At 55.5% G+C, this 13,381-nt stretch carries 10 protein-coding genes; 3 read left to right on the top strand and 7 right to left on the bottom strand.

Translation table 11 applies throughout. The annotated features are described in order from the left end of the window. Positions 1 to 3 precede the first annotated feature (3 nt). Together nqrF and QOL67_RS13715 are read left to right on the top strand one after the other, a co-directional pair. Positions 4 to 1,227 (top strand): NADH:ubiquinone reductase (Na(+)-transporting) subunit F, encoded by a 1,224-nt coding sequence (gene nqrF, locus QOL67_RS13720; protein WP_283426547.1) that lies wholly within the window; start codon positions 4 to 6, stop codon positions 1,225 to 1,227. Positions 1,228 to 1,364: 137 nt separating this feature from the next. Beyond that, the gene (locus QOL67_RS13715; protein WP_283426546.1) at positions 1,365 to 2,753 is read left to right on the top strand and encodes an MATE family efflux transporter; all 1,389 of its coding nucleotides are present in this window, start codon (positions 1,365 to 1,367) and stop codon (positions 2,751 to 2,753) included. Position 2,754: 1 nt separating this feature from the next. Here QOL67_RS13715 and QOL67_RS13710 read toward each other — a convergent pair whose 3' ends face one another. The 4 genes from QOL67_RS13710 to gap are packed head-to-tail and all read right to left on the bottom strand — an operon-like array spanning position 2,755 to position 7,725. Beyond that, the gene (locus QOL67_RS13710) at positions 2,755 to 3,402 is read right to left on the bottom strand and encodes a bifunctional 4-hydroxy-2-oxoglutarate aldolase/2-dehydro-3-deoxy-phosphogluconate aldolase (RefSeq protein WP_283426545.1); all 648 of its coding nucleotides are present in this window, start codon (positions 3,400 to 3,402) and stop codon (positions 2,755 to 2,757) included. A gap of 6 nt (positions 3,403 to 3,408) precedes the next feature. Continuing rightward, positions 3,409 to 5,217 (bottom strand): phosphogluconate dehydratase, encoded by a 1,809-nt coding sequence (gene edd, locus QOL67_RS13705; RefSeq protein ID WP_283426544.1) that lies wholly within the window; start codon positions 5,215 to 5,217, stop codon positions 3,409 to 3,411. Between the two features lie 39 nt (positions 5,218 to 5,256). Further along, a complete protein-coding gene (zwf, locus tag QOL67_RS13700) occupies positions 5,257 to 6,711 on the bottom strand; it encodes a glucose-6-phosphate dehydrogenase (protein ID WP_283426543.1) in 1,455 nt (484 codons plus the stop codon). A 6-nt stretch (positions 6,712 to 6,717) separates the two neighbouring features. Beyond that, the gene (gap, locus tag QOL67_RS13695; protein ID WP_283426542.1) at positions 6,718 to 7,725 is read right to left on the bottom strand and encodes a type I glyceraldehyde-3-phosphate dehydrogenase; all 1,008 of its coding nucleotides are present in this window, start codon (positions 7,723 to 7,725) and stop codon (positions 6,718 to 6,720) included. A gap of 154 nt (positions 7,726 to 7,879) precedes the next feature. Here gap and QOL67_RS13690 point away from each other — a divergent pair, with 154 nt between their 5' ends. Beyond that, positions 7,880 to 8,878: a LacI family DNA-binding transcriptional regulator gene (locus tag QOL67_RS13690; protein ID WP_283426541.1), complete on the top strand. Its 999-nt coding sequence runs from the start codon at positions 7,880 to 7,882 to the stop codon at positions 8,876 to 8,878. A gap of 420 nt (positions 8,879 to 9,298) precedes the next feature. On the opposite strand, the gene QOL67_RS13685 is transcribed toward QOL67_RS13690, so the two are convergent. The 3 genes from QOL67_RS13685 to QOL67_RS13675 form a co-directional block, all read right to left on the bottom strand. Further along, entirely contained in the window at positions 9,299 to 9,868 is a 570-nt protein-coding gene (locus tag QOL67_RS13685) for a DUF4202 domain-containing protein (protein WP_283426540.1), read from the bottom strand. A 141-nt stretch (positions 9,869 to 10,009) separates the two neighbouring features. Further along, the gene (locus QOL67_RS13680; RefSeq protein WP_283426539.1) at positions 10,010 to 12,208 is read right to left on the bottom strand and encodes a hybrid sensor histidine kinase/response regulator; all 2,199 of its coding nucleotides are present in this window, start codon (positions 12,206 to 12,208) and stop codon (positions 10,010 to 10,012) included. Between the two features lie 7 nt (positions 12,209 to 12,215). Then, positions 12,216 to 13,370: an FIST N-terminal domain-containing protein gene (locus QOL67_RS13675; RefSeq protein ID WP_283426538.1), complete on the bottom strand. Its 1,155-nt coding sequence runs from the start codon at positions 13,368 to 13,370 to the stop codon at positions 12,216 to 12,218. Positions 13,371 to 13,381: the final 11 nt, after the last annotated feature.

The raw sequence follows: 13,381 nt of genomic DNA, 5'->3' as shown, positions 1-13,381 counted from the left end.
GAGTTGGAAACATTTACTCTAGGTGTTGTTCTCCTCACCTTGATCGTTTTGGCGCTGGTCACCATCATCCTGGCAGCGCGCTCCAAGCTGGTGAGCACGGGCAACGTCGAAATCACCATCAACGGCGAAAAAACCATTTCAGTGCCCGCTGGCGGCAAGTTGTTGCAAACCTTGGCGGAGCAAAAACTGTTTGTGCCGTCTGCCTGCGGAGGGGGCGGTACCTGCGCGCAGTGTAAGGTACGTGTGCACTCCGGTGGTGGTTCGATCCTTCCAACCGAAGAAAGCCATATCACCAAGCGTGAGGCTGCGTGTGGCGACCGGTTGTCTTGTCAGGTGGCTGTAAAGCAGGACATGGACATCGAAGTGCCTGAAGAGGTGTTCGGTGTGAAGAAGTGGGAGTGCACTGTTCGCTCCAACGAAAACGTTGCAACTTTTATCAAAAACTTGGTTCTGGAGTTGCCGGAAGGCGAGGACGTAAACTTCCGCGCTGGTGGGTACATTCAGATTGAAGCGCCCGCCCACAAGCTGAGCTACAAAGATTTTGCCATTGAGGACGAATACAAGGAAGACTGGGACAAGTTTAACCTGTGGCAGTACGAGTCCACCGTGACGGAGCCTGTTGAACGTGCTTACTCCATGGCGAACTACCCGGATGAAAAAGGCTTGATCATGCTGAACGTGCGTGTCGCCTCGCCACCTCCGGGCAGTCAGGGTATTCCCCCGGGCCTGATGTCGTCCTACATCTTCAACCTGAAGCCAGGTGACAAAGTCACAATCTCAGGGCCATTTGGTGAGTTTTTCGCACGCGACACGAACAAAGAGATGGTTTTTATTGGTGGTGGTGCAGGTATGGCGCCGATGCGCTCGCACATCTTTGATCAGCTTAAGCGTTTGCAGAACCGCGATAGGAAGATTTCCTTCTGGTATGGCGCGCGCTCTAAGCGTGAGATGTTCTTTGTCGAAGATTTTGATGGTTTGGCCGCAGAGTTTGACAACTTCGACTGGCATGTGGCGTTGTCTGATGCCCTCCCAGAAGACGATTGGGGAGGCTACACTGGCTTCATCCATAACGTTCTGTTTGAGGAATACCTCAAGAACCATCCGGCACCAGAAGACTGCGAGTACTACATGTGTGGTCCGCCCATCATGAACCAGTCTGTGATCAACATGCTGCTTGATTTGGGCGTGGACCGTGAGGACATCATGCTTGATGACTTTGGCGGATAACCGCTGAGACAAAACCATAAAACGCCGCTCTTCGTGAGCGGCGTTTTCTTTTGAGGATGTGTGAAATCGGGTTGGCCTTGCTTTGACACAGTGGCAGTGTGCGCGTCTCTGGAAACCAAAAGCGAACAGGTAACCTGATGGCCAAAGCTGTGTTCTTGCAAGGCGCGTTGATGCGCCATGTTGCAGTGATGTCGCTGACATCTTCGGTGGGGTTGATGGCGATTTTTGCAGTCGACTTTGTCGACATGATTTTCATCTCTATGCTTGGAAATAAGGCGCTTGCCGCAGCGGTTGGCTATGCCGGAACGTTGTTGTTCTTCACCAATGCAATCAACATCGGTCTGTCGATCTCGGCGGGATCGTTGGCCGCGCGTTCCATTGGCGCTGAAAACCCGCAGAAGGCCCGTGAGACCGCGACGTCTGTTGCTATTTTGGGATTGCTCACTGGTGTGGCCATTCCAATTGGTGTTCTGGTGTTTCTTGATCCGATCTTGTCTTGGCTGGGGGCTGAAGGCGACACATTGGCACTCGCAAAACGGTATGTGTGGATTGTGATCCCAACCATGCCCTTTATGTCCCTCGCCATGGTCAGTATGGCGGTTCTGCGGGCTCATGGAGATGCGCGCAGATCCATGATGGGCACGGTTCTTGGCGGCGCAGTCAATGCGGCGCTAGACCCGGTGTTGATCTTTGGGTTGGATTTGGGCTTGGACGGAGCGGCCTATGCGTCTGTCACGGCGCGGCTTATCATGTGTGGCTACGCCGTCCTGTGTGTCATTCGGATTCACAAAGGATATGCGGCCCCTGCAATAGGTCAACTCAAACGGGATGCCAAGGCGATCAGTGGCATTGCCGGGCCGGCGATCCTTACAAATGTGGCCTCGCCAGTTGGCGCGGCAATTGTCACACGAGAGATGGCGCGATACGGCACCGATGCCGTGGCTGCGATGGCGGTGATTGGTCGATTGATGCCTGTCGCGTTTGCCGTGGTTTTTGCTTTGTCTGGAGCCATTGGTCCAATTGTGGGACAGAACTTTGGGGCAGGCCTGTTTGATCGTGTACGTGGTACCTTCAAAGCCGGGTTACAGTTCCTGCTTGCCTACACACTGCTGTCTGCACTGATCTTGTTTCTGGCGCGTGGGCTGATTGCGGACACGTTTGATGCGGAAGGTGAGATGCGGACCTTAATTTATCTTTTTTGCGGGCCAATTGCGCTTTTGCAGTTCTTCAACGGCGTGATCTTTGTGTGCAACGCCTGCTTTAACAATCTTGGGCACCCGATTTACTCAACCTATGTGAATTGGGGGCGGCATACGGTTGGAACCCTGCCTCTCGCGCTTTTGGGCGGGCTCTATTGGGGCGCGTCAGGCGTGTTGATGGGGCAAGCCATCGGCGGGGCGTTCTTTGCCGTGCTTGCGGTGATGATGGCCATAAAATCTATCAACCGGCTCAGCCGTCCTGAACCGGTTGATCCATTTGCCGAAGAAAGCGCGCTACATCACATCAGCGGGCGCCGCAATTGGTAGCTCAGCGTGGGAGTTGAGAGGCCTCGCGAGCCAGGGACTCTATTTTGTCCCAGGCGCCTTGTTTGACTAATTGGGACGGAGCGACCCAACTTCCGCCCGCACAAACCACGTTAGACAATGACAGATAGTCGGCGGCGTTCTGAGGGCTCACGCCACCTGTTGGGCAAAAACTGATCTGGGGCAGGGGGCTGGCGAGGGACCCAATAAACTTGGCGCCGCCCGCGGCCTCGGCCGGGAAGAATTTAAGCATGTTGTAGCCGCGCTCCAGTAGAGCCATGGCTTCTGACGCGGATGCGGCTCCTGGGAGCAGAGGTAGGCCTTCGGTTTCGCAGGCTTCCAGCAATGTGTCGGTTGCACCCGGAGAGACACCGAAGGTGGCCCCTGCGTCTTTTGCAGCTTTAACATCGTCAGGTGTTAATAACGTACCCGCGCCGACCATACCGCCAGGAACGTCGGCCATTGCGCGTATCACGTCCAATGCGGCTGGGGTGCGTAGGGTCACTTCCAGAGCGGGCAGCCCGCCTGCAACCAGGGCTTCCGCGAGTGGTTTTGCGTGGGCGACGTCTTCGACCACTAGTACGGGAACAATCGGAGCCGCGTTGCAAATTTCACGGGCTTTTTCGCTGGCGGTTTGCGGAGTGATCGACATCAAGTTTTATCCTTCAAAAATAGATGCGCCGGTGGTGGCTGGCCCCACCGCGTTGCGGAAGGCAGAAAAGAGATCGCGGCCAGTTCCGTGTTGATAAGAGCTCAGGTCGGCTGTGGCCAGTGGACGACTGTCGAAGTCGTCAGCCAGCACTTCAAGCGTGCCCTCCTCGGCATCTACGCGAACCAAATCTCCGTCACGCAGTTTGGCAATTGGTCCACCATCCAGCGCTTCTGGGGAGACATGAATAGCTGCCGGAATTTTCCCAGAGGCACCGGACATGCGTCCATCGGTGACAAAAGCAACTTTGAGCCCTTTGCCTTGCATGATCGACATCAGCGGAGTCAAACTGTGCAACTCCGGCATGCCATTGGCTCTGGGACCTTGGAACCGCACGACAATCACCGCATCTTCGGTCAGTTTGCCTGCCTTGAACGCAGCTTTGACTTCGTCCTGATCATGGAACACCCGCGCGGGCGCTTCAACCAGGCGATGCTTCTCCGCTACCGCGGAGATCTTCATCACAGACGTGCCGAGGTTGCCTGACAGCCGGGCGAGCCCCCCGGTGGGGGCAAACGGATCTGTAGCTGGGCGCACAATCTTGTCATTGAGCGAGGTTTTGGTCCCTGGTTGCCAGGTAAGGGCTCCGTCGAGCAGTTTTGGCTCAAGCGTGTAGTTCTCAAGGCCTTCGCCCGCGACAGTTTTAGTATCGGGGTGCAGCAAGTCGGCAGACAGCAGTTCGCCAATCATGTAGCCAAGGCCGCCCGCTGCGTGGAAGTGGTTCACATCCGCCAGACCATTTGGGTAAACACGCGCCAAGAGCGGTGTGATGTCGGAAAGTTCAGCGAAGTCTTCCCAAGTCAACACGATACCGCCAGCACGAGCCATTGCAATCAGGTGTATCAGCAAGTTGGTGGATCCACCTGTGGCGTTGAGGCCGACAATACCGTTCACAAAGGCTTTTTCATCTAAGATGTCGCACGTCGGTGTATAGTTGTTCCCGAGCGCAGATAACGAAAGCGCGCGCCGGGCGCCTTCTTCGGTCAAAGCATCGCGCAGGTCCGTGTTGGGGGAGACAAAGCTGGAGCCGGGCAGGTGCAGCCCCATGAATTCCATCAGCATTTGGTTGGTGTTCGCGGTGCCGTAAAATGTGCAGGTGCCAGGGCCGTGGTAGGCGGCCATTTCCGAAGCCATCAGTTCCGCGCGATCTGCTTCGCCTGCGGCAAAGCGCTGTCGGACCATGGCTTTTTCGTCGTTGGAGATACCTGTGCTCATGGGACCGGCTGGTAAGAACACAGCTGGAAGATGGCCAAAGCTCTGCGCCGCAATCACCAAACCTGGGACAATCTTGTCGCAGACGCCAAGGTAAACGGAGGCATCAAAAGTGTTGTGGCTGAGCGCGACACCCGCCGCTAGCGCAATGACGTCGCGCGAAAACAGCGAAAGTTCCATACCGGCTTCGCCTTGGGTGACGCCGTCACACATGGATGGCACACCACCTGCGACTTGTGCAGTTCCACCGGCAGTGCGAGCGGCGTCACGCAAGAGAGCTGGGTAACGTTCAAACGGTTGGTGTGCGGACAACATGTCGTTGTAAGCAGTGACAATGCCAAGGTTGCCTGCGGTGCCGGTGGCCAGAGTTGATTGGTCGTCGCCAGCACCGGCGTAGGCATGGGCTTGTCCGGAACAGCTCAAATGCGCCCGGGCGGGGCCTTGGCTCGCTGCTTGTGCCATACGTTCCAAATAGGTGTCACGATGCGGTTTGGAGCGCGCGATAATACGATCAGTGACTTTTTTAACGGTTGGGTGGAGTGGCATTAGAACCATCCTTCCTAATTGGGGGCGTGTTTGTGGGATTTAGTCGCCGATGGGGCGCCAGCGGCGGCCACCTCTATGCATCAGCATCAGGGCTTCTTCGGGGCCGGAGCTGCCCGGATCATAAGGGACTGGACGTTGGTTTGCGTCTTCCCAAGCTGCGATCAGAGGGTCTGCCCAAGCCCAGGCAGCCTCGACCTCGTCGCCACGCATAAACAGCGTTTGGTCGCCTCGGATCACATCCATGATCAAACGTTCGTAGGCATCCTGAGACATCAGACTGTCACCGAGGGCGTCGGCGAAGGACATATCCATGTCAACTTCTGTGAGCCGCATGCCACCAGGGCCGGGTTCTTTGATGGTTGTTCGCAGGGTGATGCCTTCGTCCGGTTGCAGACGAATGATCAATGCATTGCCTTTGCGACCTTCCATTTTGTTTGGAAAGATATTGTGGGGAGGATCCTTGAAAACTACAGCGATTTCGGACGCGCGATCGCGCAGCTGTTTGCCCGTGCGCAGATAAAACGGCGTACCCGCCCATCGCCAGTTTCCAACCGCTAATTTTAGCGCAATATAGCTTTCGGTGCGGCTGTTTGCGTTTTCGACGTCGTCGAAATAGCTCTGATTGTCCCGGCCCGACCGATATTGGCCGCGCACAATGTCGTCCAAGGCGACAGGCTCCAAAGCCTCGATAACCTTGACTTTTTCGTCGCGCACAGAATTCGACGTGAATTTGCTGGGAGGCTCCATTGCGATCAGGCAAAGCAGCTGCATCAAGTGGTTTTGCACCATATCTCGCATGGCGCCTGATTGATCATAATACCCGCCGCGACCGGCGACACCGATGCTTTCAGCAACCGTGATTTGTACATGGTCAATATGTGTTGAGTTCCAAAGGGGCTCAAAAAGAGAATTGGCGAAGCGCAATGCCATCAAGTTCTGAACGGTTTCTTTGCCGAGGTAGTGGTCAATCCGGTAGATTTGCTGCTCATCAAAGTGGCGCAGCAGATCTTTGTTAAGCGCCTGTGCACTTGTCAGATCGTGCCCAAAGGGTTTTTCGACCACAATCCGGCTTTCCAGCGTCGCAATATCATTGTGGCTAAGGCGTTCAGCGATGGCGCCAAACAGCGACGGAGACACAGAAAGATAGAATGTACGGACGGCTTCTGGGCGCAAAATGCCTCTGAGCTCCGACCAACCAGTCTCCCCCATCGCGTCGATATGTACGTAGCTTAAGTGGTTCAAAAATTCCGATACCAGCTCAGCTGGCCGTAATTCTTCTGGGATAAACTCGCCTATCGCGGCTGCGATTAGCTCACGAAATCCAGCGCTATCAATATCTGAACGTGCCGAACCAATAATCTTAGCGTCCGGCGGCATCTGGCCCGCGCGAAACCGGTGAAACAGGCCCGGCAAAATTTTGCGCCGGGCGAGATCGCCAGTAGCGCCAAAAATCACAAGATCAAACGGTTCAACCGGAATTACGCGCGCAACCATAACAACTTAGCCTTTCAAAAGGGCGCCCATACGGCGGCCAGTGTCGAGCATGCGGTTGGAGAATCCCCACTCATTATCATACCAACTTACCACACGAACGAGACCTTCTTCCGTCACACTGGTCTGGGCGGGGGCAAAAATTGAGGAATGTGGATCGTGGTTGAAATCAGCGGAAACCAAGGGAGCTTCCTCGTAGCCAAGCACTCCATTTAGAGGACCTTCCGCCGCGGCTTTGACTGCTGCGTGGATGGCGTCAACGCAGGCCGGTTTATTGGTGTTGATCACCAAGTCTACCATGGAAACGTTTGCGGTTGGAACTCGCACAGCGGATCCTTCCAGCTTGCCTTTAAGGTGCGGAAGCACAAGGGAAATTGCGCGGGCAGCACCTGTAGACGTCGGGATCATCGACAGCGCGGCAGCTCGGGCGCGGTAGAGGTCGCTGTGGTTGGTGTCGTGTGTTGGCTGATCGCCTGTGTAGGCGTGGATCGTGGTCATGTAGCCAGTTTTAATGCCGAAAGCATCGTCCAGTACCTTTGCAATAGGCGCAAGGCAGTTGGTGGTACAGGACGCGTTGGACACAATGATGTCCTTTGGAGTTAGTTCTGCATCATTCACGCCATAAACCACTGTCTTATCAGCGTCTTTGCCCGGAGCGGAAATCAAAACACGTTTTGCGCCAGACTTCAAAAGCAGCTCTGCTTTGTCTTTTGAAGTGAAGATACCGGTGCATTCGTACGCCACATCAACATCGGACCAAGGCAGATCCTGAGGATCGCGAATGGCCGTGAGGCGGATTTCTTGATCAGCAACTTTCATGATGTCGCCGTCCAACGTGACATCGCAGTTCAAGCGGCCGTGAACGCTGTCGTATTTGAGTAGATGAACAAGGTGATCATTCGGGGACAGGTCATTGATTGCAACGACTTGAATGTCGTTTTTGCCGCTTTCGATGAGGGCGCGCAGAACACCGCGGCCAATGCGGCCAAATCCGTTGATGGCAATTTTGATGGTCATGTCATTCTCCCAACATGCAAATCAGCGCTCCGATAGCGCCACCGTTAGCGCTATCGCTACAGTGAAATGCGATGGGAATCAAGGGGAGGAACTAACTTCCGGACAGCGCGCTTTCGGGGTTGCTTTGGCTTGGGTTGTGTCAGACCATCCGCCCATGGGAAAAAAGCTTCTTCTCAAGGACATCGCCAAACTGGCAGGTGTAAGCGAAATGACGGCCTCACGCGCAATGCGAGGGGCGCAGGACGTATCAGAATCCACTCGAAAAAAAGTTGAGCAGATTGCGCGTGACGTTGGGTACGTGCCGAATCGCATTGCCGGAGCGCTAGCTTCCAAAACGGTGAACCTGGTCGGCGTGGTCGTCCCCAGTTTGAACTCTTCGGTGTTTCCAGAGGTGTTGTCGGGCATCAGCTCGACCTTAAAGGCCACAGCTTTGAAGCCTGTGATTGGCGTTACCGGCTATGACTTGCAGGAAGAAGAAGAGGTAATCCGTGAAATGCTGAGCTGGCGGCCCGCGGGTGTTGTTATCGCTGGCTTAGAGCACAATGACACAGCGCGCAAAATGCTTGCCAATGCTGATTGTCCGGTCGTCGAAGTTATGGATGTTGACGGTGATCCAATCAAACATTGTGTCGGAATCTCGCATCTAGACGCGGGACGCAAAATGGCGCGTACAATTCTGAAGGCGGGGTACCAGAGAATTGGTTTTGTCGGTACAAAAATGCCGCAGGATTTCCGCGCCGAAAAACGTATGCAGGGATTTGAGCTGGAGCTCAAAGAAGCTGGCTTGTCGCTGTTTGATCAAGAACTCTATTCCGGAGTGTCTTCTATTGAGACCGGCAACACATTGACAGAGCTGTTAACGCAACGCTCTCCGGAACTCGAATGCATCTATTTTTCCAGTGATGTTCTTTCAATTGGCGCTTATATGTTTTGTCTTTCCAAAGGGCTTTCAGTGCCCAAGGATCTGGCAATTGCCGGATTTAACAATTTGAATTTGCTCAAAGGTTTGCCAATGCCGCTGGCGACGACCGATGCGCACCGGTTTGAGATTGGGCAGAAAGCGGCAGAAATTATTCTTGCTGCACAGGGCTCGGACAGCCCAGTGCAGTTGTTGAAGTTGGAGCCGGAAATTACAACAGGGCGGTCGCTCTAACCTCTGTTTTGGATCGCCTCTGCAGCCAGCTGTGCGCCGCCAATAGAAGGTGACTTTCACCCTGCGTCCACTTGCGGTCTGCCAGAGCGGATTTGATCCCATCGACACCCATTACAGGCAATTTGGGGTGAAACCCCAACGGCGGAAAAAGGTGCAAATCTGTGTCGCTAAGGCGGCTCGGCAGAAGCTTTGACACAAAGAATCCACCCGCCATGAACATCAGAAACATCGGAAACCCTGGCGCGATTTCAGACAGTTGCCGCTTCCATGCGTTTGGCATTACAAGGGTGGAGGCACGAATGGTTCAGTTGGGAAGCCGCTGGCTCATAGCCACTGCAAAGCCCTGTAGCCACTGCATTGGTGGCAGCGGGGCCGACGGTTGGAAGTCAGCTACAATCAGCGCTCCGCGGGGTGTTTTGCTTATGCCGCCGGGGCCTCAAATGCTGCTGCGAGATCGTCTGGTAGGTCAAATTCTTGCAAAGCTCTAGATCGCGCGTCGGTGGACATTTTGCGCGCAGTTTTGACGACGATACTCAGTACTTTTTCAGGGCTGTGCTTGGCTGCGAAAGGCGCGAAGTAGTACTTGATGAAGACAAAACAAATAATGTCTTCAAGGGCTTGTACCTGCTCATTGCGCTTGATGCCTTCTTTACGCAACATTGCGCCTGCTGCGGTCACATCTTCTTCAGAGTAACCTGCATCCGCCATGATTTCTGAGACCCGGTTTGCGTGGTGGGCGCCGAGGTCACGACGCCATTTCAAGTAGCCAGCACGGCCTTCAGGATAATCGGCGCGTTTGAGCACCCAGCGTTCGACGTGTTGGCCTCTGGACGCTACTTGTAACGCTTCGGAAGCATTGGGAAAAAGCCGTTTGCATTCTTCGGTCATTCGCTGCCCGTAGAGCAGGGCTTCGGGTTGTCCGTTGTCCAATTTTGGGTCTTTGGCATTGGCGGTATCGATGGCATCCAAGGCGATTTGAAGACGGGTCATAGGCTGGCTCCGAGCTGCTTTTCTTTGGTCGGTTTTAAGTGTTGGTGTGGCCAACGGGAAGAGGCAAAAGGTACGTCGGTATTGCGTCTGTATCGCGACTGTTTTGCGGTGGTGCGAATTCTGCAGTTTTGCGGCATGTGTTTACGCGCGGGTAAGCACTGTGCGCAGCTGATCCAGATCCAACGGTTTGTGCAACAACGTGGCGTTCAAGCTTTGGCAAATCTCGGTCAGTTCGGGACCGCGGTTGGCGCTGATCACACAGGCAGGGAGTGGCCCGTAGGCTTTGCGCAGCCGCCCAATAAGGTCAGTTCCTGTGGCTGCATGATCCAGCTGATAATCCGCCAAAACCATGTCCGGCGCGATGTCGATTTCGCGCAGCAGGTCGAGGGCTTCGATATCGCTGCTGCAGGCCAGTACATCCGCCCCCCAGTTTTCCAACGTCATGGCAATAGCGTTGCGCAGCTCGGCGTCGTTTTCCACCAAGAGCACAATGCGGTGCTCCAGCGGATTGGCGGCTTTGGGCGTTGCCAGTGAGGGGAGGGAGGGCGCAGCTTGGTCTGTGTGAATTGGGAGTGTGATGCAAAATCGTGTGCCGCGCCCAGGTTCGGATTGCATGTGCATCGGATGGGCCAGCAGTCGGCAAGCCCGTTCTACAATGGCCAAGCCAAGGCCGAGACCTTCGGCGGGGCTGGCGGCGGCATTCACGCGGTGAAATTCGTCAAACACTTTGGCTTGCTGTTCAATCGGAATGCCGGGGCCAGTGTCCCAGATTTCGACAACTATTTTGTCGGCACGTCGTCGAGCGGCAACGAGGACGCGTCCATGATCGGTGTATCGCAGGGCGTTGGCGATCAAGTTTTGAAGAATACGGCGTAGATAGGTTGCGTCGGACTGCACCGAGAGGTCCGTGGTGCGCAAATCAAAGCGCAGGCCTTTGTCGCGGGCGATTGGGGCAAACTCGTCATACAGTTGCCCAAGTAGAGCGCCAAGAGGGATTTGGGTGTCGTGTACAGCGGCGCGACCGCTGTCCAGCCGGGAGATGTCGAGAAGTGCGCCAAGGATGTGCTCGACGCTTTGCAAGGCGGAGCCCGCTTTGGTCAGTCTTTCACGTTGGTCTGGTTCTGCCAGATCTGTTTCCAGCGAAGCCAAGTAGAGTTTGGCTGCTGAAAGAGGTTGTAATAGATCATGGCTGGCGGCCGCGACAAAACGGGACTTGGAGGCGTTTGCACGTTCAGCTTCTGCCAAGGCATCCTGTAGTTCAAGGGTGCGTTCCTGCACGTGACGTTCAAGCGTTTCGTTGACTTGGGACGTGGCCCGAAGCGCGCGGCGTTCTGTTGTGATGTCTGTAAATGAGATCACAAAGCCGCCGTCCGGCATATGTTGGGCAAAGACGGCCAGGATGCGGTCTTCTCCCAGTTCCACTTCAAAGGACAATGGCGCACGCCGCCCGTCGTGTGCAGCCCAATTGGCCAACGCCTCAGCATCGGCGGTTTCCAGAAAGGCCAGCTTGCGGGAGAGCTGATCAAAGATCGTGTCAAATGGCAGGCCAAGATGAAAACGGCGCACCGGAATGGAGAGCAGTTCCCCCATGCGGCGGTTCCATCCAACCAGACGGGCTTCGCGGTCAAAGACCCCCACCCCTTGATCCAGATGTTCCAAAGTGGCCTTGATCAGGCGGGCTTGATCGTCGAGCAGGCGTTCACGTTCTTGTCGCTCAATCAACATCATGTCGGTGACGTCTGTTTGCAACACAACCGTGCCACCGTCGCGGGTGCGGTGTTCAGAGACCTGAATCCAGCGATCCCCTGCGAGAGGGGCGTTGAAAACAACGTGCTGCTCTTTGTGACGTAGCATGCGCTGCTCTGCCCATTGGGCAGCAGTCATGCCATCTGGCAGTTCCAGGAAGGCGCTTTGGGAGACAATGTCGACGTAGTCGTTAAAACGCAAACCGGGTTTGAACCGCGCGTGGACGTCGCGCATATGTTTGCCAAAACGTGAATTGCAGAGCACCAGCTTTTCGTCGGCGCCAAACAGCGCGAAACCTTCTTGCACAGTCTCGATCGCGTTGGCGAGGTTGGCACGGGCAGCTTCTGCCTCGGCGTTGGCTTGGGCGAGGGATGCGTTGGATGTGTTGAGCAGGTCCAGCGCATGTTCCAGCTCTCGGGTGCGGGTTTGGACTTCCTCCTCAAGCATCACAGCACGTTCAAATTGCGCATAAGCCACGCCGGTTGTGTCCGGGCCGGCCTCGGCGCGGCGCATGAGGGTATCGACAATCTTGAGAAGTTTCTGGTTTTGGCGCTCCAGTGAGTCTTTGGGGTCGATCAGAGTGGCGTCTGTCATTTTGGTTCTAGTCCGTTTCCGGAGGGTAGATGGCGACGCCCGTGAACGTCTGGTTGACGTGCATCGAATTGACTTGCTCCCCGTAAGTGGAAAATCCAACCACGTTATGTTTGGCAAGCACGCGTGAGATGTCTCCGGTGATCTGCTTTTGCGTGGCCTCGACACGGCGCAAAACACAATCACATCCCAAAATGATGGCGGGCGGCGTTGGACCGGTCAGCGCGCTGAGCTCCCTGTCCAGGTGTGCAACCATATCTTCGGGTTTGGCCAAGGTGAGCACAACGCCTTCGTCGATGGCAGAGAAAAATTGCAGATCGCCGTTCTGTGCAACGCGCTGAATGGCACGTACGTGTGTTTGTGCCCCTATGCGCACGACCACGGGATGTGCTGCAAACGTGAATGTAGAGAGCTGTTCGGGATCTTTGCCAAGGATGCGCGCATATTCCCGGGCGGCGGGTTCGGCGTTGATTTCATACACGCGTCGTGTGGCTGGATTGGCGCCGGTCACGACCATGCGTTGTTCGGTTGGCCGTAAGTGGTCAGTTTTAAAAACATGCACCGGGCAGTTTGAGCGCAGTTGTACAAGCACGGCAGCATTGCTGTGAAATTGGGAGCGAAAAAGGACATGGGTTTTTTGGAAGTCTTCGCCGTCGCCGGCGGATCCGCCAAACAATGGCACTGGGCCCAAGCCCATGGAAAGGTCTGCGGCAAGTGCGTCTTCGCGGGTGGAGAGCCCGTCGACCATTAGGAAGGCAAACTCTGACGTCCAGCGGGGGTGGTCGGCGGCCAAGGCCTTGCGGTTTTGGATCATCTCAGTGATGCGGGCTTCCGCGTTGATGTCCGTGAGGTCCTCCACAAGCAATGTGCGGGCGGCAAAGTGGGTCTGGGGCAGGCCAACGGCCACAATCTCACCTTCGGTATAGCCGTTTTTGGCCAGTTCCCCGGCTGTGGTACAGCCGACAACTTCGGCCGTGCCAAAGTGTCCAGAGATGTCTGTGACAAAGCGATCGAGATCGGCTTTGGGTGAAACAAACAGGATCACCAAAGCAAACGGCTCTGTCCCCAAAGCGGCGACCAATTGATCCACGGCATCCGGGGCGTCACATGGCGCAAACCCTGTGTGCACAATTTGAGACCCGGCTAAGGGTGTGCTGGCATCCATGCTGGCGTTCC

The organism is Shimia sagamensis (assembly GCF_900182745.1).
GTDB classification, from domain to species: Bacteria; Pseudomonadota; Alphaproteobacteria; order Rhodobacterales; family Rhodobacteraceae; genus Shimia; species Shimia sagamensis.
The sequence above is the reverse complement of the archived record's forward strand: the minus strand, read 5'-3'. Positions and strand labels throughout refer to the sequence as shown.